Below are 21,598 nucleotides of genomic sequence, written 5' to 3' on the forward strand. Positions count from 1 at the left end.
CCAGTCAGGGTTTGACCAGCACCTTGAGCGCTTCGCGATCCGCCATCGCGCGGTAACCCTCGGGGACCTCTTCGAGCCCGATGGTCCGGTCGAACACCTTGCCCGGGTGGTACCTGCCCTCGACGACGTCGTCGAGCAGCTCGGGGATGTAGTGGCGTGCGGGGGCGACGCCGCCGGTGACGGTGATGTTGCGGCGGAAGAGCGGCGGGCCGATAGGGCCTTCTTCGTACTGCGGCACACCGACGCGGCTGATCGTGCCGCCCGGGCGGACCGCGCCGACGCCCATCTCGAAGGCGGGCTTCGTGCCGACGCATTCGAGAACGGTGTGAGTGCCTTCGCCGTTCGTCAGCTCTCGGACCTTCTCGATGCCTTCGTCGCCGCGCTCGGAGACGACGTCCGTCGCGCCGAACTCGCGCCCGAGGTCCGTGCGGGCTCGATGACGACCCATCAGGATGATGCGCTCGGCGCCGAGACGCTTCGCCGCGAGGACCGCGGAGAGGCCGACGGCGCCATCGCCGATGACGGTGACCGTCGTGCGCTCGTTCACGCCCGCCTTGGTCGCGGCGTGATGGCCCGTCGGGAACACGTCGGAGAGGGTGAGGAGCCCCGCGAGCAGGTCGTCGTCCTCGGTGTGCGGCAGTTTGACGAGGGTGCCGTCGGCCTGTGGGACACGGACGGCCTCGCCCTGGCCGGCGTCGACGCCCTTCGCGCCCCAGAAGCCGCCGTGCAGGCACGACGTGTGGAGGCCTTCGCGGCAGAACTGGCACGTGTTGTCGGAGTAGACGAAGGGCGCGACGACCAGGTCGCCGGTTTTGAGCGTGGTGACGTCGGAGCCGATGGCCTCGACGACGCCGAGGAACTCGTGCCCGATCCGGACGCCGCGATCGCGCGCGGGCATGCTGCCGTACGGCCAGAGGTCGCTGCCGCAGATGCACGAGCGGACGACGCGGAGGAGGGCGTCCGTCGGTTCGCTCAGTTTCGGGTCCGGGACGGTCTCGACACGCACGTCGCCGGCGCCGTAGATGACTGTCGCTCGCAAGACGAGGTCCTTTCCTGGGCTCGCCTCAGTATGGGCGCGTCGCCTTTAGCGGGCTAATCGCGACGCGCGTGGAGGTCGCGCAGCAGGAGGATCTCGGCGCCGTGGTGGATGGCCTCGCGGTTGATGTGCAGGACCAGGGCCACGAACGGGTACTCCGCATAGGGGCCCTCGGCCTCGCCACAGGGGCGCTCGAGGTCTTCGGCGGTGAGGCCGCGGACGCCGTCACGCCAGCGCGCGTAGGCGTCGTCGAGCTGCTCCAGCGCTTCCTTGGCGGAGGCCGCGTAGGGGAAGGTCTGATAGTCGACGGGCGGGCCGTCGAAATGCGACGCGTTCCGCATCGCGAAGACGCCGATGACGATGTGGGCGAGGCGCCAGGCGATCGTCGTCACCGGCGGCGGTGAGGGCTCGGGGTACGCCCAATCGATCATCAGGCGGCCGTCCTCCTGAGGACGGATCGACCAGCAGTCCTCGGCGGGCTCCCAGAAGTATTCGTCGTCGGTGAGGGTGTCCAGCCGCGGCCGGAGGTGCTGCGTCCAGTGCCAGTCGAGCTGTTCGGAAAGTTCCTTGCTCCAGTCGATGCTCATATTCCTGGACGGTAGGCCCACTCGAGGTCAGCCGCTGTCCTGAATCGGGAGGGGGTTGGCGGCGGGGTGACCGGGCCCACCTGGGACGATGGTGGGGAAGCGTACTGCTCTGATCTGGAGGTTTCAGGTGCCCAGTCCCACCGGTCCGGTAATCGTCGTGGACTTCGGGGCGCAGTACGCGCAGCTGATCGCGCGCCGCGTGCGCGAGGCGCAGGTCTACTCCGAGGTCGTCCCGCACACCGCCAGCGCCGAGGACGTCCTCGCCAAGGATCCGGCTGCGATCATCCTTTCCGGTGGTCCTTCCAGCGTGTACGCGGAGAACGCCCCCGCCCTCGCCCCCGGGCTGGTCGACGCGGGCGTGCCGATCCTCGGCATCTGCTACGGCCACCAGGTGCTCGCGCAGGCCCTCGGCGGCACGGTCGAGCCGACCGGGATCCGCGAATTCGGCCGCACCGAGGTCCGCGTCGCCGGCGAGGGCGGCGTCCTGCACGCCGGGCTGCCGAACAGCCAGCCCGCGTGGATGAGCCACAACGACAGCGTGACCAAGGCTCCCGAGGGCGCCACCGTGACAGCGTCGAGCGACGGTGCCGCCGTCGCCGGATTCGAAGACGTCGAGCGTCGCTTCGCCGGCGTTCAGTACCACCCCGAGGTGCACCACTCGCCGCACGGACAAGAGGTGCTTCGCCGCTTCCTGCACGACATCGCGGGCATCCGGCCGCAGTGGACGACGTCGTCCATCGTCGACGACCAGGTCAAGCGCATCGCCGAACAGGTCGGCGACGGCCGGGCTATCTGCGGGCTCTCCGGCGGTGTCGACTCGGCCGTGGCCGCCGCGCTGGTCCAGCGGGCCATCGGTGACCGGCTGACCTGCGTGTTCGTCGACCACGGGCTGCTTCGCTCCGGTGAGCGCACCCAGGTCGAGCGCGATTTCGTCGCCGCGACCGGGGTCAACCTGGTGACCGTCGACGCGCGCGAGCGGTTCCTCGACGCGCTGGCCGGGGTCACCGACCCCGAGGAGAAGCGCAAGATCATCGGCCGCGAGTTCATCCGCGTGTTCGAGCAGGCCGAGCGTGACCTCAAGGCCGAGGGTGACTACAAGTTCCTGGTCCAGGGCACGCTGTACCCGGACGTCGTCGAATCCGGCGGCGGCGAGGGCGCGGCGAACATCAAGAGCCACCACAACGTCGGCGGGCTGCCCGACGACCTGCAGTTCGAGCTCGTCGAGCCGCTGCGCCTGCTGTTCAAGGACGAGGTGCGGCGCGTCGGGCTGGAGCTCGGGCTGCCGGAGACGATCGTGCAGCGGCAGCCGTTCCCCGGGCCGGGACTCGGCATCCGGATCATCGGCGCCGTCGACGCCGAGCGGCTCGAGACGCTGCGCGCGGCCGACGCCATCGCGCGCGAGGAGCTCACCGCGGCCGGGCTGGACGGTGAGATCTGGCAGTGCCCGGTGGTGCTGCTGGCCGACGTCCGCAGTGTCGGCGTCCAGGGCGACGGGCGGACCTACGGGCATCCGATCGTGCTGCGGCCGGTGTCGTCCGAGGACGCGATGACCGCGGACTGGACGCGGCTGCCCTACGAGGTCCTGGAGCGGATCTCGACCCGCATCACCAACGAGGTCGCCGAGGTGAACCGGGTGGTCCTGGACGTCACGTCCAAGCCGCCGGGCACCATCGAGTGGGAGTGACCCGTCCCCGCCCGACCCGCGTTTAGCGGGCTAATCGCGATCTGGGGGCCTCGGGCACCTGGGCGACCGGATCGCGATTAGGGGGCTAAAGTCGCTCCGCTCCGCAGGTGGGAGCAAGGCGAAGGCCCCGGCGAGGGGCCGGGGCCTTCAGGAGTGGGGTGGATCGTGAGAGCGGCCGCTAGCGGCGGCTCTTGCGCACCGACGCGGCGAGCAGCAGGACACCGACGAAGATCGCGCCGCCCGCCATCACCCAGCGGAAGTCGAACTGCGGGAGCCACGAGGAGCCGTCCGAGAGGACGTAACCCGAAACCAGCAGCGTCGCGATCCCGACGACCAGGGTGAAGACGTCCACCCCGCGCTTCGCGGGCTGAGCCGACTGGGCCTGCGTGCTGTCGTAGTTGTCGTAGTCGTACTCAGCCACGACGCACCTCCACGTTTCCGACGCTGTTCTTGACCTGCAGGACGATCTTCTGGCCGCTGGTGCCCGCCGAAGTGAAGTCGACGGCGTCCTCACCGACCCCCGAGCGGGACTGGCCGAGGCAGTCGACGTCGCCCGCACCCGTCTCGCAGGAGACCTTCACTTCGGCACCCATCGGCACGAGCACCGTCGAGTTGCCGGCCCCGCTGGAGACCTTCGTGGTCACCGACGCTCCCGCGGGCAGCTTGGTCAGGTCGATGTCGATGTCCCCCGCCGAGCGGTGGTACTCCGGCAGCACCTCCGACACCTGGCTCGGCGTGGCCTTCAGGTCGCCGAGGCCGCCCTTCACGGAGAAGTTCTCGAACGGCACCGTGGTCAGCGCCATCCCGACGATCGCCAGCGGCACCGCCAGCCCGATCAGTCCGCGACCGCCCCGCACGAACGAACCGGCCACCAGTCCGATGCCGACCACACCCAGGGTGAGCCCGACGACGTGCTGCAGGGTGAACCACGCCTCGCCGTCCAAGCCCAGGACGGTGCCGACCCCACCGACCAGCACGGCGATCCCGAAGGTCGCGACGCCGATCTTCGACTTCCGGCCGCGGGGCACCGGCGGCGCGGGAGGCGGCGGGGGGCTCTGCGGCGGCAGCCCGCCGGACGGCGACGCGTTCGGCAGGTCCCAGGCGGACGGGTCCGCCGCGAGCGGGTCCCAGCCACCCGCGGTCGCCGTCGAGGCGGAGGCCGCCGAAGACGCCGACGCCATCGAGAACGCTGCGGTCGGTTGAGCCGGAGCGGGCTGCACCGGCCGGTTGAACTGCCCGCGGTTGCGGTGCAGCAAGTACAGCGCGACGGCCATCAGCGCGAAACCGATCAGGCCGGTGCCGTCGGTCATCCAGCCGCCGCTCAGGGTCCAGGTGAGTCCCGGGAACAGCAGGATCAGCAGCAGTACCGCGAACGCGGGCGAACTCGACGAGCGGCCCCGTCCGATCAGGCCCTCGAACGCGGAAACGCGGTCGCCTTCCTGCGGCAGGAACAGCCAGCCCAGCAGATAGACGAAGACACCGAAGCCGCCGAACACGGTCGCGGCGACCAGCGCCACCCGGACCACGGTCGGGTCGATGCCGTACCGGTAGCCGATCCCCGCGGCGACACCGGCGAACTTGCGGCCGTGTGCCGGGCGGACCGGCCTGCTCCGCCAGAAATCCTTGACGGTCTCTTCGAAGCCGGCCGCGGGGCCGCGCTTCGGCGTGTGTGTCTCACTCCCACTCATGCCACAAAGAATGCGCCCCGGCCGACCCCCGCCACATCCGGGAACGTCCCTGAGGTTTCCCCCAGCGGGAAGAGTCAGGGGTTTCCCCGATGGATCAGTGCCACACTCCATGTGACCATGGAGAACGTGCAGGAATCCGTCCCCGACGAGCTCGCCGAGCAGGTGAAGCCGACGATCATCGAGCGCACTCCGGTGCCCGTGCCCGGCAGCCTGCCCTTGACGCCGTTCGAACCGCCCAAGATGTACCGCCGACGGTCCGGCCGCGCCATCGCGGGCGTCGCCGGCGGCCTCGCCGACCACCTCGGCGTCAAGGTGCTCTGGGTCCGGACGGCGTTCGCGTTGCTGGCCGCGCTGAACGGCATGGGCTTGCTCGCGTACGGCCTGCTCTGGGTGTTCGTCCAGCAGCAGTCCGGTGAGGTCGAGCCGGAGAAATCCGCGCCGAAGGAAAAGCAGCAGGCGTTCGGCCTGATGGCGCTGGGTGTCGGCCTCGCCGTCGCCAGCGGCACGCTGACCGGCCTGATCAGCGGCTGGGTCGCCATCCCGCTGGCCTTGGCCATGATCGGCGCGGCCGTCGTCTGGCGCGAGGCCGACGAATCGCAGCGCAGGCGTTGGCGTCTCGGCGCCAAGGGCAGTGTCGCCGGGGCGTTCCTCGGCGGCGGAGGCTGGTCGGCCGCGATCCGGGTCGTCGCGGGCGTCGCGCTGGTGATGACCGGGATCGGCGTCGTCGTCCTGCAGAGCGGCAGTATCGACCAGGTCAAGTTCGCGCTGGTCGCGGTGATCGCGACGCTGTTCGGGGTGGCCGTGCTGACCGTCCCGTTCTGGCTGCGCCTGGTCCGCGACCTCTCCGACGAGCGCACCGCCCGCGTCCGCACCGACGAACGCGCCGAGATCGCTGCACATCTGCACGACTCGGTCCTGCAGACCCTCGCGCTGATCCAGAAGCAGGCGGAATCGCCGCGTGAGGTCGCCAGGCTCGCGCGCGGCCAGGAACGTGAGCTGCGTGGCTGGTTGTACGGGCCGACGGGGTACGGCAAGAGCCAGAAGACCGAGGAGGAAGCCGTCAGCGGGCAGTTGTCCGAGGTGCTCGCGGCCGCGTGCGGCGAGGTCGAGGACGCGTTCGCGATTTCGGTGCAGCAGGTCGTCGTGGGGGAGGCCACGCTGAACGAGCCGCTGACCGCACTGGTCCAGGCTGCCCGCGAAGCGATCGTCAACGCCGCCAAGCACGCGGGAGTCGACGAGGTCAGCGTGTACGCCGAGGTCGAGCCGACGGCGGTGACGGTTTTCGTACGTGACAGGGGCAAGGGGTTCGACCCCGACGTGGTGCCGAATGATCGGCACGGTCTCGCCGATTCCATCCGGGGGCGGATGGAACGGCACGGCGGGAAGCTCAAACTGCGTACCGCACCGGGTGAAGGAACCGAGGTCCAGCTGGAGATGCCGGTCAAAGCGGGGAAGGGTGCGGCGTGAGGTCGCTATGCTCACTCCCACAGGGCGAGTGAGGGAGCATCGTGACGGAGAACCAGCAGACGCGGGAGCCGGTCAAGGTCTTCCTCGTCGACGACCACGCGCTTTTCCGGGCGGGCGTGCGCACCGAACTGGACTCGATCACCGACGACGTCCGCGTGGTCGGTGAGGCGGGCTCGGTGGCCGAGGCGGTCGCGGGGATCGCCAGGACGAAGCCGCAGGTCGTGCTGCTCGACGTGCACATGCCGGACGGCGGCGGCGCCGAGGTGCTGCGCCGGGTCCGGCCGGAACTGCCGGACGTCGTGTTCCTCGCGCTTTCGGTCTCCGACGCCGCGGAGGACGTGATCGCCGTGATCCGCGCCGGGGCGCGAGGGTACGTCACGAAGACGATCTCGTCGAAGGAACTCGTGCGCGCCGTCGTGCGGGTCTCGGACGGCGACGCGGTGTTCTCGCCGCGGCTGGCCGGGTTCGTGCTCGACGCTTTCGCCGACCGGCCGGGTTCCGCGCCGATCAGCGACCCGGACCTGGACCTGCTGACGCCGCGGGAACGCGACGTGCTGCGGCTGCTCGCGCGCGGGTACGCGTACAAGGAGATCGCGTCGGAGCTGTTCATCTCGGTGAAGACCGTCGAGACGCACGTTTCGAGCGTGCTGCGGAAGACGCAGCTTTCGAACCGGTACGAGCTTTCGCGGTGGGCTTCCGACCGGCGCCTCGTCTAGATGGCGCCTGTTCTCATCGGCTTGGTGGCCGTGTTCTTCCTGGGGATGGGGCTGCTCGGGCTCGCCGCGCCGAGGCGGCTGATCCAGCCGTTCGGGATCAAATTGGACTCCGCGACCGCTCGGACAGAGGTGCGCGCGGTCTATGGCGGCTTCGGGGTGGCCATCGCGGTGCTGCTCGGTTTCGCGGCCTTCGACGTCGGCGGGATCCAGCGGGGTGCCGCGATCGCGGTGGCCGTCGCGCTCGCCGGGATGGCCTTCGGACGGCTGGTCGCGCGGTTCGCGGAACGGCCCGAACGGTTCTACCCGAGCTGGCTCTACTTCTGGGTCGAGCTGGTCATGGCCGCCCTGCTCGTCGTCTCGGTCCTCTGACGACACGTCGCCTTTAGCGGGCTAATCGCGATCCGGCGAGCCCGCCCCCCAGGCCCCACCGCGTCGCGATTAGCCCGCTAAAGTCGCTCCGCCGGTCTGGGCGGGTGCCCGGGCGGGCGGAGCGCGTTTAGCCCGCTAAACGCAGGTCACGGGGCCGCGTCCCCGGCCGCGGCGAGGGGGCGCTCCACCACGGGGGCGGTAGCAAAGGTCCCCCGCTCTTTCGGGCGGAGCCGGGTCAGCGCGACCCCGCCCAGCACGACGACCATCCCGGCGATCACCCGGAAGTTCAGCGGCTCGGCCAGGAACACCGCCCCCAGCAGCACCGAGACCACCGGCAGCAGGTAGCCGACGATCGACGCCGCGACGGCGCCCTCACTGGCGAGGAGCTGGTAGTTCAGCGCGAAAGCGATCCCGGTCGACCCGATCCCCAGGATCACGACCGCGACGATCGCGCCGGTGCTCAGGTGCACCGGTTCGAAACCGCCCATCGGCATCGCCAGCAGCAGGAACCCGGTCGCGAGCAGCATCTGCCCGCCCGCGAGCGACATCGGCGAGTCGCCGGTGCCGGTGAGGTACTTGCCCTCGTACACGAACGCGAACCCGTAGCTCGCGGCCGCCGCGAGGCAGGCCAGCGCGCCCCAGCTGAGCAGACCGGAGGCTTCCCACGGCGCGAAGATCAGCAGGATCCCGGTGAGTCCGACGACGAGCCCGGCGACGCGGACCGCGGTCATCTTGGTCCGCGTGCCCAGCATCGGTGCGGCCAGCAGCACCCACAGCGGCGTCGTCGAGTTCAGGACGCCGGTGATCCCGGAGTCGACGGTCAGCTCACCCCACGCGAACAGCAGGAACGGCAGCGCGTTGTGGAAGAACGCCGCGACGGCCAGATGTCCCCAGATCCGCCGACCCGACGGCAGCCTGTCCCGGCCGAGATAACAGAGCCCGATCAGGACCGCCGCGCCGAGCGCCACCCGCGCCAGCACCAGCTGCACCGGCGAGAACGCGCCGAGCCCCAGTTTGATCCAGAAGAAGCTCGATCCCCACATGAGCGCCAGCGCGCCGATCCGCAGCAGGGTCTTCGTCTCGCCCACCCAGTCCTCCTTATGTGCCTGGCTCAGCTTCACTGCGCCGACGCGTAAGGACAAGCGAAAATAACTGCATGGAGAGTTAAGAAGAACTGTAAGATCAGACCATGCTGGACGTCCGCCGCATGCAGGTCCTCCGAGCCGTGATCAGCAGCGGTTCGATCACCGCCGCCGCCCGGAACCTTGGCTACACACCTTCCGCGATCAGCCAGCAATTGTCCACCCTGGAAAGGGAAGCAGGCGTCGAACTGCTCGAGCGCGTCGGCCGCGGCGTGCGCCCGACGCCCGCCGGTTCGCTGCTGTCCGAGCACGCGGAAACGCTCAGCACCCAGCTCGCCAAGGCCGAGGCGGCGCTCACCGAACTCAAGGAAGGCCGCACCGGCAGGCTCGCGATCCGCTACTTCGCCACGGCGGGCGCCTCGCTGGTGCCGTTGGCCGTCGCCGCGCTGCGCCGGGACTTCCCGGGTGTCCGCCTCGACCTGAAACTGGTCGAGCCCGACGATTCGATGCCCGACATCGAGTCCGGCAAGGCCGAAGTCGCGATGATCGTGCTCCCCACCAGCACTCCCCGCGTCAAGGGTGTCGAGTACATCCACCTCCTAGACGACCCGTATCGCGCGATCTTGCCGAAGAACCACCGGCTCGCCCGCAAACGCGTCCTCGATCTCGCCGAGCTCGCGGAGGATCCGTGGGTCGGCGTCGACGGCCTCCCGGGCGCCTGCCGCGACATCCTGCTCGACGCCTGCGGCGCGGCCGGATTCGCCCCGAACCACGTCGTCGAATCCGAGGATTACCAGACCGCACAAGGGTTTGTGGCCGCCGGGCTCGGGGTCGCACTGATCCCGGAACTCGGCCTCGGCGCCCCGCATCCCGGCGTCGCCATCCGCAAGGTCCGCCGTCCCGATCCGGTGCGCTCCATCCACGCGGCCGTGGCCGCGCACGCCAGGGAACATCCCGCGGTGCGCCGGTTCCTCGGCGCGATCCGCGAAGCGGCGAAAGCGGCCTGACCGGACAGACAACCGGGATCGGATGGGCACGAAAACCGGCTGCGCTTGAACAGCCGGGCCGGCGGTCGACAGCCTGGAGGGGAAGCCACGAACCCCCGCCAGCGAAAGGACCCCCGTGCGTCCCCTGATCATCCTGCACGGCTCTTGGCACCAGCCCGCCCATTTCGACGACGTCGCCGGGCGCCTGCGTCGGGAAGGCGCCGAGGTCACCGTCCCCGACATCGGCGCCCGCCCGGTCGCCGAATCCACCCGGATCGTCCAGGAAATCGTCGACAAGGCCGCCGAACCGCCGGTGGTGCTCGGGCATTCCTACGGTGGAGTGATCGCTGGCGGGCTCCAGGGGGTCTCCCACCTGATCCTCCTGGCCGCGATCGTCAGCGAACCGGGTGAGACCGCGCAGTACTGGATCGACCGGGTCCAGGAAGAAACCGGCCGCGAACCCGAGCCGCTGCCCCTGATCTTCGACGACGCGGGCATGACCCACCTCGACCTCGCCAAAGTCCGCGAGGCCATGTACGCGGACTGCTCGGACGCCGACGTCGAGCGGGCCACGGCCCTGCTGCGCCCGGAGCCCGTCTCGATCTTCACCGAATCACCGATCGGGGCGGCCTGGAAGAACACCCCGAACACCTACATCACCTGCACCGAAGACCGGGCGCTGGCACCGGAAATGGTCGCCCACTTCGCCGCACGATGCGACACACAGGTGACCTGGCGCGCGAGCCACAGCCCGTACCTCAGCCGCCCCGTCGAATTGGTGACGCTGATTCGCGAGCGGCTGTAGCTAGATCAGGAACAGCTCCGCGAAAAGCACACCCAGGAGGATCGCCGCCACCACGGCGCCCGCCGTGAACAGCCACTTGCGGGTGTCGGGCGATTTCGCCGCGGACGGCGCCGCGGGAGCGTACTGCTGCTGCGGCGCCGCCGGTGGCACGTACTGCTGCGGCTGCGGCGGCTGATACTGCTGCGGCTGGTGCTGGGGGAACTGCGGAACCGGCTGCTGTTGCTGCGGCGCCTGGTGCATCGGGATCGGCATCGACGCGGGCATCGTCGGCATGGCGGGCGCCGTCGGCGGGATGAACGCCGTCTGCCGCCCCTCGGTGATCGCGCCCAGCGAGCGGACGGTGTCGGCCATCGTCGGCCGCACGTCCGGCTCGGCCCGCAGCATCTTGCGCAGCGCGCCGGCCAGCGGGCCGGCGGTCTGTGGTGGCCGTTCCGAAGACTGGCCGTCCTCACCGAACGGCGGCACGCCTTCGACGGCCGTGTACAGCGTCGCGCCCAGCGAGAACACGTCGGAAGCCGAAGTCGCCGGTTCGCCGCGCGCCACCTCGGGCGCCCGGTACGCCGGACTCGCGCCGCCACCGGTGATGCCGATGTCGGTGAGCTTCACGCTGCCGTCGTCGGCCAGCAGGACGGTGCCCGGCTCGACGGTCCGGTGCACCACCCCGGCCTCGTGCATCGCGGCCAGCGCGCGGCCGAGCATGATGCCCAGCGCGGCGGCCTGTTCCGCGGTCAGCCTGCCGTGCTCGGCCAGGAAGGTCGCCATCCCGCGCGACGGGATGTACTCCATCACCAGCCAGACGTCCGGCCCGTCGGGCAGCACGTCGAACACCTTGATGGCGGTGGCGTGCTCGAACTTGGCCGCGTCCTTGCCCTCTTGGACGACGACGGATTTGGCCTGTTCCGCCCGGTCCGGCGGAAGACCGACGGGCAGATACATGCGCTTCATCGCGACGGTGCGGAGCAGGCGTGTGTCGAACGCCAGCCACACGATGCCCGCCCGGCCACGCCCGATGGGCTGGTCCAGGCGGTATCGGCCGCCGACGATGGAACCTTCAGAACTCAATGCAATCCTCGGGTCAAGGGGTCGCCGGAGGGGACGTGTCGGTCGGTTCGGACTTCGTCGGCGTCGGTGTCGTGGGAGTCGGCGTCTTCGTCGGCGTCGTCCTGGTCGGCGTCTTCGTCGGCGTCGGCGGATCCGGCTCCTGCGTCTGAGTCGCCTTGCTCGAAGTCTTCTTCGACGACGTCGTCTCCTTCGGCGGCTCGGCCGACTGCGTGTCCGACGGCGATTCCGTCGTCTCGGGAGCCGAAGACGTCGCCGACGGGGTCGGCTTCGTCGAGGAGTTCCCCACCTGCGCGGGCGTCTCCGGGTTGTTCGGGCTCAGCAGCCAGAAGCCCAGCGCGGCCAGCGCCACGACCACGACACCACCGATGATCGCGGGCTTCTTCCACGCGCCCGGCTTCTCGTCGTCGTCATCCACCGGGCTGGTCCGCGCCCGGGTGGGAGGAGGCGGCGGAGGCGGGTTGTCGTCGTAGTCGTCGTCGTAAGGATCGTCGTCGTAGTCGCCCGCGGGGATCGGGACGGCGCGCGTGGGCGCCGGGCCGCCGCCGGGGTGACCGCGTTCGGACAGCAACGCCGTCTCGTCGTAGTTGTCGTACCCGTCGTAGTCGTCTTCCGGGTACCTCGACGCGGCGGGCTGGTGGTAGTCGTCTTCGTCGTAGTACGAACCGGCCGCGGTCTGCTCGTCGAGGAGCGAGCCCGAATGGCCTGCCGACTCGCTGTCGAGTGCCTGGGTCACGCCGGCGCCCGCGAGCGCGCCCGCGACCGGGGCGGCGAGCACGGTCTCGTCGGCGGGGCCGCCCAGCGGCGTTTCACCCCGCGCGACAGCGGCGAGGAGCTCTTCGCACTCTTCGGCGGTGGGGCGGTGCCGGATCTCCGGGTGCAGCAACACGGCCAGCACACTCGCGAGCGGGCCGGATTGACGCGGCGGGATGATCTGCCCGGCCGCGACCGCGTGCAGCAGGCTCAGCGTGTTCTCGCTGAGGCCGAACGGCGGCTGGCCTTCGCAGGCCGCGTAGAGCGTCGAGCCGAGCGAGAAGACGTCGGACTCCGGGCCGGGGTCGCCGCCGATGGCCACCTCGGGCGCCAGGTAGGCGGGGGTTCCGGCGATCATCCCGGTCTTCGTGACCGTGACGTCGTCCTTGGCCCGCGAAATGCCGAAGTCGGTGATCTTCACGGTGCCGTTGGGCGCCAGCAGGATGTTGCCGGGCTTGATGTCCCGGTGCACGATGCCGACCGCGTGCGCCTCGGTCAGCGCCGCCGCGACCTGCGCGCCGATCCTGGCCACCTCGATCGGCGGAAGCGTCCGGTGCTCCTGCAATTCCTGGGCGAGGCTGGTGGAGTTCAGGTATTCCATGATCAGGCACGGCTGACCGTTGTCGTCGGTGACGACGTCGAACACCGAGATGGCGTTCGGATGGTGCAGCCTGGCGGCGATCCGGCCCTCACGCATGGTGCGCTGGCGCGCGTCCTCGGCGTCGTGAGCTTCGAGGCCCGGTTGCAGCAGCAACTGCTTGATCGCCACCGTGCGGCCGAGTACCTCGTCGTGCGCTTGCCAGACGGCACCCATCGCGCCCGTGCCGATCCGCCCGGCGATGCGATATCGACCGGCGACCAGGCGACCCTCGTCGCTCACGCGACCTCCCTTTGGGCTCCGTCTTCACGCCGCGGAGTCGTCCGCGCACGCGGTGCGGCCTTCAGCACGCCACAGCGTTGGAGCGTATGCACATGTAGTGGTCTGTGTGCCGGCTTTTCCGAGACCGACTCGTGACAAGGCTAGGCGCTCACTCTGCGCACACACACGCGGCACACTCTGATCGCCCTGGGTAGAGGGCTGTTCGACGCCGGGTATCCGTCACATGTGCTGCGCGGACAACAGCCGGGCGTCGGTGATCAGGCCCGTCGTCTCGTCGGCGAATTCCAGCACCTGCGTGACCCGTACGAGCGCGCCGTCCGGATTGCGCATGGTCACCACGGCGAGGATCGTGCCGTCGGCCTGTTCCCGGATGTCCTGGATCTGGATGGCGTCCATGGAGCTCCACGCCTGGATCAGCCTGCCCGCTTCCGAATCGGCCAGCACCGGCGTGAGCAGCGACATCGCGCCGTAGGGATCCGCGTCGACGGTCTGGTAGAACTTCCGGACCGCGTCGATCTTGCCCTCGGCGGTGCCGACGGCGGGCTTGGCGGCGGGCTGCGAGCTGGTGCTGCTGGACGTCGAACCCTGCCGGGTGCCCGAACCCGAGCCGGTGCCTGAGGACGGCTGGGCCTTCGTGCTGGTGCCCGAGGGCGTCGGCGTCTCCTGCTTCCGCTGCGGCTCGGTGGCGTCCGGGACGGCGAGCCCGCCGAGCGCGGCGGCTCCGCTCATCACTTCGGTCGCGGCGGCGCCCGATACCGAGTCCTGCCGCTGGGTCCCCGCGAGCACGCCCGCGGTGACGACGGCACCCGCGACCAGCAGCCCCGCGGCGACCAGACCGGCGAGCTTGGCCCGCCGGGCGGTGCGGCTCTCCGGCTCTTCTTCGGGCTCGGGCCGCGGCGACGGCTCTTCACGGGTGCGGGCGGGAACGAACTTCTGCGGCTCGCGGAAGACCTGCTCGAGGTACTCGCGGTCGACGCGGGTGTCGTTCAGGATCTCTTCTGGGATGACGTCCTCGACACGTACGGCGTCCTCACGCCGTATGCGCTGTCGATCAAGCACGAAATTCCTCGCTCTGGTTCCGGGGCAGGCGTTGGGCCGTTCGGCCGACGCCTTTGGTCCGCGCGGCCGTCTTCTGAACGGTGCGGACCTTGCTGTCGTCAGGTAACCCTGTGGAGACGGTCCGCGGCCAGGCTCTATCGCCGGAATGCCGTCGCGATACGACGAACGGCAGCTTAGGTCACCCACCCGGACCAGGGGCAACCGCTTGTCGCACCGCACGTGCAGAGGAACAGGACGCTTGCACGTGCGCGACACCTACATGCCGTCGTCGACGATCTTGTCGTCGTCACCGAAGGTCAGCGTGCGCTGTTCCATGGTCTTCGTCCCGTCTTTGTGAGTGACCTCGACGGTGTTGACCGTGACGCCGCGGCGCTGGTCGATGCTGACCTTCTTCACCTCGAAGTAGGCGACGTCGGCGTAGCGCTCACGGAGACCCTGAGCACCTTCTTCGCGCAGGCCGCCGGAGGTCACCGAGGAGGCCTCGTTGGGGTTCGTGGTGACTGTGTTGAGGAAGACCTCGGTGTTGTCGCCCATCGCTTTCGCGTCCGGCTGCGACGCGTACCAGGGGGAAGTCGTGGTCGTGCGGTCGGCGGGCATGACCGGCGGCTTCTGCGGCCGATCGCTCGACGACGGCGCGGGCCGTCCGGTCGTGACAGGGCCGCTCGAGTCGGGTCGCGACCCGCCGCCACCGGGGCTGTCGGTGTCCGAGGAGGTGTCGGAATTGACGGAACTGCGGTCGTCCCGGGTGGAGGAGTCGGTCTCGGAATCGGAGGGGTTGGCCGCCGCGCCGCCCTGAGGCGTGGCGGGGTCGCTGTTGCCGGCGAGACCTTCGTTCGTCAACGGGCTGCCGCCGCGATATCCGGGCCAGCCGCCTTGGCTCTGCTGTTCCGTGGCGGGCTTGCCGACCAGGAACGAACCGGCGAAGAGCAGGCCGACGACGACCAGCGCGGACGCGGCCGCGGCGAACCAGGCGGCTTTGCGCCAGGTCTTGGGCGGGGTCACCGAAGCGGGCACCGACCCGAGATCGAAGGTGCTCAGACCGTCGAGGGGCGGGGCCATGTAGACACGGACGTCGTCACTCTCGTCGGTCTCGATCGGTTCGGGGCGACGGGGAGCGGGCGCTGTCAGTGTCACCTTCGTGCGCTGGGCCGCCTTCGCGGGCCGGACGGGTTCGGTGAACGAGACCTCGACACGGGCCGGGCGTTCCACGGGTACCTCGCGAGCGGGCTGGGGGAGCGGCAGACGGCCGCTCGATGGGGCATAGCCGGGGCTCGGCGCCCTCCTGTTCCGCGGTGGCGGCAGGGGCAGGGAACCGGTGGAGGGCGGGGCGAACTCGCTGTGCGCGTGATGCCCGTGCCCGGTGGGGCGTTGCCGCCGCGGCGGCACTGGTGGAGTCCAGCTTTCGGTGCCGCCCGCCCGGTGACGGCCCGCTTGCGCGGTGCCGTCCCGTCCCTGGTGTCCCGCCCAGCCGTTCATGTCCGAGCGACCCCCTCATGGGCCGCCCCTGACGGCGATGTGACACCGATTAAGCCGAACGGAGCAGCGGTTTCACGGGATCCCTCGCTTGCAGACTCCCGGGCACTCTCGTGAGCAAATGCACGCGCATGCGACTGTGGGCGCGCGGGGCCGATGCCCCCGCGCGCCATACGGGCATCGCCCGACCCAGACGCAAGGGTCCTCACGGGATCCACACTAAAAGCTCGATGCCCCGCAAGTCTTCACCCACTCTGCAAGTTGCAGATGTTTCACTCGGTCGGGCGCGGCCGAACGGGCCTCGGTGACGTTACGCAGTGCTATCGGGGCAGGTGAAGCCGTTCAGTTGCCGCTGCGGTACTTCTGCTGGGTCGACTGCAGGGCTTTGGTGGCGGTGATCCCGCTACCCGCTGCAAGCAAAATGGCGATGATGTCGAGCGGCGTTCCCCCACTCGTGAGCAACCACGCGAACAACGAGGCGGCGGTGGTACCCGCTGCGATCGGCCAGCGTGTTTTGACGTACTGGGCGATGGGGGTACCGCCCGCGCGCTTACCCGCCGCGTTGTTCAGCATGGCGAGGTAACCGAGATGGCCCAATGCCGCGAGGACGCCGGCGATCGCGATGATCACGGCGATGAGGTTAATCATGTGTCCAGTTTGCCTGGTCCCGAGCCGTGATGGCTCGGGGAACACCCTGAGTTCCGCCTCACTGCACGCAATCGTGACGCGGGGGAGAGCAAGGGACCTTTGCTATCGCCCGGACCGCGTCTCACCGCGAGTCGTTCCTCCAGCCACGCGTGTCGTCCGTCTGATCACGCGAACCCGTCCGAGCCCGCTCGAGTCCCCCTCGGTCCGGTGCGGTCCGTCGGACAGGTGATGTTGCGTCTCCGCGGACCGACCGCGAGCGGGTGACACCTCGCCCCTGCCCTCGCTATCGCCCCAGCCTGCCCCGGCCCAGGTTCAACAGGGCCATCGCCAGCTGCCGCCCCTCGGGCCCCAGTTCGCGGTAGCGCGCCAGCACGTCCATCTCGCGGTTGTAGACGATCCGGGTGCCGCCCGCGGCCATCCTCGCCGCGCCGATCGTCTTGGAGACCTCCACACGGCGTTTGACCAGCCGCAGGATTTCGCCGTCGAGCCAGTCGATCTCCTCGCGGAGCTCACCGATCTCTTCGGCCGTGGCGGTGGGTTCTTCGGCGTCCGGCTTCTGTGTGGTGTTCATCGGGACCTCTCTTCGGTCCGGATTCCCTGCTGGCCCCCGGAACAGCGTAAAGCCCCGGGGTCCGTGGACTCCGGGGCTTCGGGTGATGGCATCAGTGGCACTATGCGATCACGGGAGCCGGAGTCCGGGTCCCGTAAAAAAATCGCGTCGCGTGCCGCATACCGATCATTATGCCACAGCGATGCCGCCACCCCGCCGGAAACGACTTCGCACCCGCGCGTGCACGAGGACGCTCATGGCCAGCCAGAACATCGGCATCGCGGGCCAGAAGAACGGCACGCCCGAAACCGTCCAGCGGACGATCAGCAGCACCGAGAGCACCACGGCGACCGCCAGGTGGATCCGCACCGCCGGATGCCCGAAGACGACCGGGCGCCGCTTCGGCGTGGCCTTCGGCAGATCCGAGGTGAGCGCGTCGAGTTCGTCTGTGTACTTGGTGGAATACACAGTGCCGAGCCGGTCTTCTACTTCTTCGAGAGTGAGACGGCCTTCGCCGCCGGCGGCCTGGATGAGCGAGGCGACCCGCTCGCGGTCGGCGTCGGCGGCCCTGAGCCGGGAGGGAATTCCGTTGGTGTCCATGGCATCCGATCTTCCGCCGCGAACACCGGCCGCGCGTCGGACGGCAGGCGGCAACGGCGTCTACGCCCGGCGCTGTAGCGTGGACCGGCGATGAACACCCTCTTCGATCTCCCAGCGGACGGTCCCGCCAAGCCCCGGCACGCGGACCTGCTCGACGACCTGAACCCGGCGCAGCGCGAGGCCGTGACCCACGCGGGCTCGCCGCTGCTGGTCGTCGCGGGCGCGGGTTCCGGCAAGACCCGGGTGCTGACCAGGCGGATCGCGTATCTGCTGGCCGAGCGGGACGTGCACCCCGGCCAGATCATGGCGATCACGTTCACCAACAAGGCGGCCGCGGAGATGCGGGAGCGCGTGAGCGACCTCGTCGGCCGCCGCGCGAACGCGATGTGGGTGTCGACGTTCCACTCCATGTGCGTGCGGATCCTGCGCCGTGAGGCCAAAACGCTGGACATGTCGTCGAGTTTCTCCATCTACGACTCGGACGACACGAAGCGGCTCATCACGCTCGTCGCCCGTGATCTCGACATCGACCCGAAGAAGTACGCGGCGCGCACGCTGGCCATCCACATCTCGAACCTCAAGAACGAACTGATCGACCCGGACAAGGCTGTCGCCGACGCGGGCAACGATCTCGAACGCCGCGTCGCCGAGGTCTACGTCGAGTACCAGCGGCGGCTGAACCAGGCCAACGCGTTCGACTTCGACGACCTCATCATGCGGACGGTCGAACTCCTGCAGACCTTCCCGGACGTCGCCGAGTACTACCGGCGGCGGTTCCGGCACGTGCTGGTCGACGAGTACCAGGACACGAACCACGCGCAGTACACGCTGATCCGCGAGCTGGTCGGCACCGAGGAGAACGAGGCGGAGCTCGAGCCGGCCGAGCTGTGCGTCGTGGGTGACGCGGACCAGTCGATCTACGCCTTCCGCGGGGCGACCATCCGCAACATCGAGGAATTCGAACGCGACTTCCCGAACGCGCGGACCGTGCTGCTGGAACAGAACTACCGCTCGACCCAGACGATCCTGAACGCGGCGAACGCGGTCATCGCGCGAAACCCCAACAGGCGCGCGAAGCGGCTGTGGACCGATTCCGGTGACGGCGAGAAGATCGTCGGCTACGTCGCGGACAACGAGCACGACGAAGCGGCGTTCGTCGCGGGCGAGATCGACGCGCTGGCGGACAAGGGCGAAGCGGACTACTCCGACGTCGCGGTCTTCTACCGCACCAACAACCAGTCGCGTGTCTTCGAAGAGATCTTCATCCGCCTCGGCCTGCCGTACAAGGTCGTCGGCGGGGTGCGGTTCTACGAACGGCGCGAAGTCCGCGACATGCTCGCGTACCTGAGGGTGCTGGCGAATCCGGAAGACACTGTCAGCCTTCGCCGTGTCCTCAACGTCCCCAAACGCGGCATCGGCGACCGTGCCGAAGCGGTCATCGCGACGTACGCCGAGCGGGAGCGCATCTCGTTCGCGCAGGCGTTGCGCGGCGCCGTCAACGGTGAGGTGCCGCTGCTGAACCCGCGTTCGGCCAAGGCGATCACCGGTTTCGTCGAGCTGATGGACGAGCTCGGCGAGATCGTCGAGAGCGGCGCCGAGGTCGCGGACATCCTCGAAGCGGTCTTGGAGCGCACGGGCTACCGCGCGGAACTCGAAGAGTCCGACGATCCGCAGGACGCGTCGCGGGTGGAGAACCTGACGGAACTCGTCACCGTCGCGCGGGAGTTCACCGAATTCACCGCCGAGGTCGCCGGTCCGGACGGCGAACTCCCCGAAGCCGTCCCCGTCGACCCCGGAGTACCGGAGCCGGGCTCGCTGCCCGCGTTCCTGGAGCGGGTTTCGCTGGTCGCGGATGCGGACTCGATCCCCGCCGCCGACGGTGGAGACGACGGCGAAGGGCATGACGCGGGCGTGGTCACGCTGATGACCGTGCACACCGCGAAGGGCCTTGAGTACCCGGTCGTCTTCGGCACGGGCTGGGAAGACGGGATCTTCCCGCATATGCGCGCGCTCGGTGACCCGACAGAGCTGGCCGAGGAGCGTCGGCTGGCCTACGTCGCGATCACGCGTGCCAGGAAGCGGTTTTACGTCTCCCGCTCGATGGTGCGTTCCGCCTGGGGCCAGCCGCAGATGAACCCGGCTTCGCGGTTCCTCGACGAGCTCCCCGCCGATCTGGTCGATTGGCGCAGGCTCGCGCCGTCGTCGTCCTCCGGCGGTTTCGGTTCGTCGGGCGGCTCGCCGCGTGCGGCGACGACGTGGGGAAGCCGCGGTGGCGGCTCCTCGTCGCCGTCGCGGTCGGCGGGTACGAGCCCGTTCGGCAAGGGCTGGAAGGACACCGTCGCGCTCAAACTCGACGTCGGCGACAGGGTCAGCCACGACAAGTACGGACTCGGGACCGTCGTCGCCTGCGACGGCGCCGGACCCCGTGCCACCGCGACGATCGACTTCGGCGCCGCGGGCAAGGTCCGGCTGATGCTCATCGGGAGCGTCCCGATGGTCAAACTGTAGCTCTGACCTGCGGTTTCCTCGCCGCGACCGAAAACTGTCGGACCCTTCCCGTATACCTGTGCCATCGAACACGAGTTCGATGCGCTGGGGTATGCTGGACAAGCCGGTGTGCCCCGCTCAAGGGGAGGGGGCGCGCGGTGTGGACGGGGTCTTGTTTGGGGTTCTCTCCAGTGGGGTACTGGAGTACTTGCGGGGTGTTGAAAAAGGGGCGGGACCGGATCGGGGTCCGGAACCGCCGGAAGTGCTCAGGCTGGTCGCGGCCTGGCGCGCGTTACTGCGGATGCACGAACCGGACGGGGCCGGACGGTGTGTCGTATGCGGGCACGCGCGGCGATGGCTGTTCGGGCCGCGGCCAGCCGGGTACCGAGTTCGTTCCCGGGGACTTCTCGCCGGATGGCGGCCGATCGAACGGCGCCCGGCGGGGCTCTGCACCGTATGGCAGGTCGCCGTGGGGTACTTCGTCCGCAAACTGCCCGACGACGTCGCCTGAGGGCTTTCAGGGCCCGGAAAACCAGACCTGCTCCGAGCCGGAGGACCTACGACGCTTCCCTGTGCCCGAAAAGGGGGGAGCGGAGGTCCTGAAAGCACGCCAGAGCGTCGTTGCTCGGCGCGCCCGTGCTTTCGGCGGAGCTAGCCGGAGTGAGAAGCGCGTTGTGGAAAGCGGGAAAGACGCTCGATCAGCTGACGCTGACGCCGCGAGCGGCGAGCCACGGACGCGGGTCGATCTTCTTGGAGCCGTTCTGCCACACCTCGAAGTGCAGGTGCGGGCCGGTGCTCTGGCCCCGGTTGCCGACCTCGGCGATCTCTTCGCCGCACTTGACCTTCTGGCCTTCGCGGACGGAGAACGAGTTCATGTGGCCGTAGACGTGAACGGTGCCGTCGGAGAGCTGGACCTTGACCCAGAGGCCGAAACCGCTGGCCGGGCCCGCTTCGATGACCGTTCCGTCGGAGGCCGCGACGATCGGGGTGCCGATCGGGGCCGCGAGGTCGATGCCGAGGTGGCTCGTGCCCCACCGGGCACCGAAGCCCGAGGTGAAGGTTCCCTTGGTCGGCATGCAGGTCTTGGGGCGCTTGGCCTCTTCTTCGGCCTTGCGGGCCGCTTCGGCCTCACGCTTCACGCGGGCCTGGGTGATGCTGTTGTTGTCCGAGAGCTTCTGGGCCTCGGCGGAGGCGTTCGCCGACTGGCTGGTCGGCAGCAACTCCGGGGCGCCACCAGCGGCTCCGCCACCGAGGGCGAACGAGGCGCTCGCGTCCTGGGTGCTGGCCAGCGGGGTGACGGCGGCATCGGAGGATTCCGAAACGGACTTCAGGGTCTGCCCGGCAGCGGCGGCCGCGAAGGCGCCGGCAGCGACGGCCGCGACCACGACACGGCCACGAAGGGCCGAGGACGGGGGCGACAGTCGGTGCGAGCCCCGGACGCGAACGACCGCACCATCGAGTGCGTTCTCGAGCGCCGGGGAAGGAGCTTGGCCGCCGGGGGAGCGGTGTGAAGCCAAGACGGGGCCTTCCATGTTCGGGGAGTCGGATCAAGAGCCCGGGCGGGGGAACCCGGTGAACGACCTCGGGGGTGGTTCGTTCGATGCTCTTATTCGTGATCTGACTGTAATGGGGACTCGGGGACAGTAACGAAGCGGCACCCCGATCAGCA

The 21,598-nt window shown here is 69.5% G+C and carries 21 protein-coding genes; 8 read left to right on the top strand and 13 right to left on the bottom strand.

The window, feature by feature from the left end:
• Window positions 1–4 precede the first annotated feature (4 nt).
• Window positions 5–1,039 (bottom strand): zinc-dependent alcohol dehydrogenase family protein, encoded by a 1,035-nt coding sequence (locus HDA45_RS24965; protein WP_184899182.1) that lies wholly within the window; start codon window positions 1,037–1,039, stop codon window positions 5–7.
• A 53-nt stretch (window positions 1,040–1,092) separates the two neighbouring features.
• Window positions 1,093–1,623, bottom strand: a complete 531-nt coding sequence (locus tag HDA45_RS24970; protein ID WP_184899184.1) for a DinB family protein — start codon at window positions 1,621–1,623, stop codon at window positions 1,093–1,095.
• A 127-nt stretch (window positions 1,624–1,750) separates the two neighbouring features.
• On the opposite strand from HDA45_RS24970, the gene guaA reads away from it, so the two are divergent.
• Window positions 1,751–3,307: a glutamine-hydrolyzing GMP synthase gene (guaA, locus tag HDA45_RS24975; protein ID WP_343072146.1), complete on the top strand. Its 1,557-nt coding sequence runs from the start codon at window positions 1,751–1,753 to the stop codon at window positions 3,305–3,307.
• A 178-nt stretch (window positions 3,308–3,485) separates the two neighbouring features.
• Here the strand turns inward: guaA and HDA45_RS24980 are convergent, their stop codons facing one another.
• Together HDA45_RS24980 and HDA45_RS24985 are read right to left on the bottom strand one after the other, a co-directional pair.
• Complete coding sequence (locus HDA45_RS24980; RefSeq protein ID WP_184899190.1) at window positions 3,486–3,728, bottom strand: hypothetical protein; 243 nt, start codon at window positions 3,726–3,728, stop codon at window positions 3,486–3,488.
• The gene (locus tag HDA45_RS24985) at window positions 3,721–4,995 is read right to left on the bottom strand and encodes a PspC domain-containing protein (protein ID WP_184899192.1); all 1,275 of its coding nucleotides are present in this window, start codon (window positions 4,993–4,995) and stop codon (window positions 3,721–3,723) included. Before HDA45_RS24985 ends, HDA45_RS24980 begins: the two co-directional genes overlap by 8 nt.
• Window positions 4,996–5,106: 111 nt before the next feature.
• Between HDA45_RS24985 and HDA45_RS24990 the strand changes: the two genes are divergently transcribed.
• Genes HDA45_RS24990 through HDA45_RS25000 form a run of 3 tightly spaced genes read left to right on the top strand, consistent with a single transcriptional unit; the run spans window position 5,107 to window position 7,547 of the window.
• Complete coding sequence (locus HDA45_RS24990; RefSeq protein WP_184899194.1) at window positions 5,107–6,462, top strand: PspC domain-containing protein; 1,356 nt, start codon at window positions 5,107–5,109, stop codon at window positions 6,460–6,462.
• Window positions 6,463–6,503: 41 nt separating this feature from the next.
• Complete coding sequence (locus HDA45_RS24995; protein ID WP_005165099.1) at window positions 6,504–7,178, top strand: response regulator; 675 nt, start codon at window positions 6,504–6,506, stop codon at window positions 7,176–7,178.
• The gene (locus tag HDA45_RS25000; protein ID WP_184899196.1) at window positions 7,179–7,547 is read left to right on the top strand and encodes a DUF4345 domain-containing protein; all 369 of its coding nucleotides are present in this window, start codon (window positions 7,179–7,181) and stop codon (window positions 7,545–7,547) included.
• Window positions 7,548–7,693: 146 nt separating this feature from the next.
• On the opposite strand, the gene HDA45_RS25005 is transcribed toward HDA45_RS25000, so the two are convergent.
• Complete coding sequence (locus tag HDA45_RS25005) at window positions 7,694–8,635, bottom strand: EamA family transporter (RefSeq protein ID WP_184899198.1); 942 nt, start codon at window positions 8,633–8,635, stop codon at window positions 7,694–7,696.
• 101 nt (window positions 8,636–8,736) lie between these two features.
• Between HDA45_RS25005 and HDA45_RS25010 the strand changes: the two genes are divergently transcribed.
• On the top strand, window positions 8,737–9,636 hold the full coding sequence (locus tag HDA45_RS25010; protein ID WP_184899200.1) for a LysR family transcriptional regulator: 900 nt from the start codon (window positions 8,737–8,739) through the stop codon (window positions 9,634–9,636).
• 115 nt (window positions 9,637–9,751) lie between these two features.
• Window positions 9,752–10,420 carry an alpha/beta fold hydrolase gene (locus HDA45_RS25015; RefSeq protein WP_184899202.1) on the top strand — a complete coding sequence of 223 codons (669 nt, stop codon included), beginning with the start codon at window positions 9,752–9,754 and terminating at the stop codon, window positions 10,418–10,420.
• Here the strand turns inward: HDA45_RS25015 and HDA45_RS25020 are convergent, their stop codons facing one another.
• The 7 genes from HDA45_RS25020 to HDA45_RS25050 form a co-directional block, all read right to left on the bottom strand.
• Window positions 10,421–11,482, bottom strand: a complete 1,062-nt coding sequence (locus tag HDA45_RS25020) for a serine/threonine-protein kinase (protein WP_184899204.1) — start codon at window positions 11,480–11,482, stop codon at window positions 10,421–10,423.
• Between the two features lie 13 nt (window positions 11,483–11,495).
• On the bottom strand, window positions 11,496–13,112 hold the full coding sequence (locus tag HDA45_RS25025) for a protein kinase domain-containing protein (protein ID WP_184899206.1): 1,617 nt from the start codon (window positions 13,110–13,112) through the stop codon (window positions 11,496–11,498).
• A gap of 219 nt (window positions 13,113–13,331) precedes the next feature.
• A complete protein-coding gene (locus tag HDA45_RS25030; protein ID WP_184899208.1) occupies window positions 13,332–14,171 on the bottom strand; it encodes a hypothetical protein in 840 nt (279 codons plus the stop codon).
• Window positions 14,172–14,426: 255 nt separating this feature from the next.
• On the bottom strand, window positions 14,427–15,647 hold the full coding sequence (locus HDA45_RS25035) for a hypothetical protein (protein ID WP_246480778.1): 1,221 nt from the start codon (window positions 15,645–15,647) through the stop codon (window positions 14,427–14,429).
• 339 nt (window positions 15,648–15,986) lie between these two features.
• Window positions 15,987–16,292 carry a hypothetical protein gene (locus tag HDA45_RS25040; RefSeq protein WP_005165118.1) on the bottom strand — a complete coding sequence of 102 codons (306 nt, stop codon included), beginning with the start codon at window positions 16,290–16,292 and terminating at the stop codon, window positions 15,987–15,989.
• Window positions 16,293–16,575: 283 nt separating this feature from the next.
• Window positions 16,576–16,863 carry a chorismate mutase gene (locus HDA45_RS25045; protein ID WP_184899210.1) on the bottom strand — a complete coding sequence of 96 codons (288 nt, stop codon included), beginning with the start codon at window positions 16,861–16,863 and terminating at the stop codon, window positions 16,576–16,578.
• A 168-nt stretch (window positions 16,864–17,031) separates the two neighbouring features.
• Window positions 17,032–17,442: a DUF1707 SHOCT-like domain-containing protein gene (locus HDA45_RS25050; RefSeq protein WP_184899212.1), complete on the bottom strand. Its 411-nt coding sequence runs from the start codon at window positions 17,440–17,442 to the stop codon at window positions 17,032–17,034.
• 90 nt (window positions 17,443–17,532) lie between these two features.
• Between HDA45_RS25050 and pcrA the strand changes: the two genes are divergently transcribed.
• Together pcrA and HDA45_RS25060 are read left to right on the top strand one after the other, a co-directional pair.
• On the top strand, window positions 17,533–19,950 hold the full coding sequence (pcrA, locus tag HDA45_RS25055; protein WP_184899214.1) for a DNA helicase PcrA: 2,418 nt from the start codon (window positions 17,533–17,535) through the stop codon (window positions 19,948–19,950).
• Between the two features lie 241 nt (window positions 19,951–20,191).
• Complete coding sequence (locus HDA45_RS25060) at window positions 20,192–20,440, top strand: hypothetical protein (protein WP_184899216.1); 249 nt, start codon at window positions 20,192–20,194, stop codon at window positions 20,438–20,440.
• A 187-nt stretch (window positions 20,441–20,627) separates the two neighbouring features.
• Here the strand turns inward: HDA45_RS25060 and HDA45_RS25065 are convergent, their stop codons facing one another.
• Window positions 20,628–21,314, bottom strand: a complete 687-nt coding sequence (locus HDA45_RS25065; RefSeq protein ID WP_184899218.1) for a peptidoglycan DD-metalloendopeptidase family protein — start codon at window positions 21,312–21,314, stop codon at window positions 20,628–20,630.
• Between the last annotated feature and the right edge of the window lie 284 nt (window positions 21,315–21,598).

The sequence above is a fragment of the Amycolatopsis umgeniensis genome, assembly GCF_014205155.1.
Taxonomy (GTDB): domain Bacteria; phylum Actinomycetota; class Actinomycetes; order Mycobacteriales; family Pseudonocardiaceae; genus Amycolatopsis; species Amycolatopsis umgeniensis.

What these genes read in the sequence shown, in the direction of transcription:
- HDA45_RS25040 (WP_005165118.1), bottom strand. Translation starts at nt 16,292, where the DNA reads ATGATTAACCTCATCGCCGTGATCATCGCGATCGCCGGCGTCCTCGCG.
- HDA45_RS25010 (WP_184899200.1), top strand. Translation starts at nt 8,737, where the DNA reads ATGCTGGACGTCCGCCGCATGCAGGTCCTCCGAGCCGTGATCAGCAGC.
- HDA45_RS25000 (WP_184899196.1), top strand. Translation starts at nt 7,179, where the DNA reads ATGGCGCCTGTTCTCATCGGCTTGGTGGCCGTGTTCTTCCTGGGGATG.
- HDA45_RS24985 (WP_184899192.1), bottom strand. Translation starts at nt 4,995, where the DNA reads ATGAGTGGGAGTGAGACACACACGCCGAAGCGCGGCCCCGCGGCCGGC.
- HDA45_RS24970 (WP_184899184.1), bottom strand. Translation starts at nt 1,623, where the DNA reads ATGAGCATCGACTGGAGCAAGGAACTTTCCGAACAGCTCGACTGGCAC.
- HDA45_RS25045 (WP_184899210.1), bottom strand. Translation starts at nt 16,863, where the DNA reads ATGAACACCACACAGAAGCCGGACGCCGAAGAACCCACCGCCACGGCC.
- pcrA (WP_184899214.1), top strand. Translation starts at nt 17,533, where the DNA reads ATGAACACCCTCTTCGATCTCCCAGCGGACGGTCCCGCCAAGCCCCGG.
- HDA45_RS25050 (WP_184899212.1), bottom strand. Translation starts at nt 17,442, where the DNA reads ATGGACACCAACGGAATTCCCTCCCGGCTCAGGGCCGCCGACGCCGAC.
- HDA45_RS25035 (WP_246480778.1), bottom strand. Translation starts at nt 15,647, where the DNA reads ATGAACGGCTGGGCGGGACACCAGGGACGGGACGGCACCGCGCAAGCG.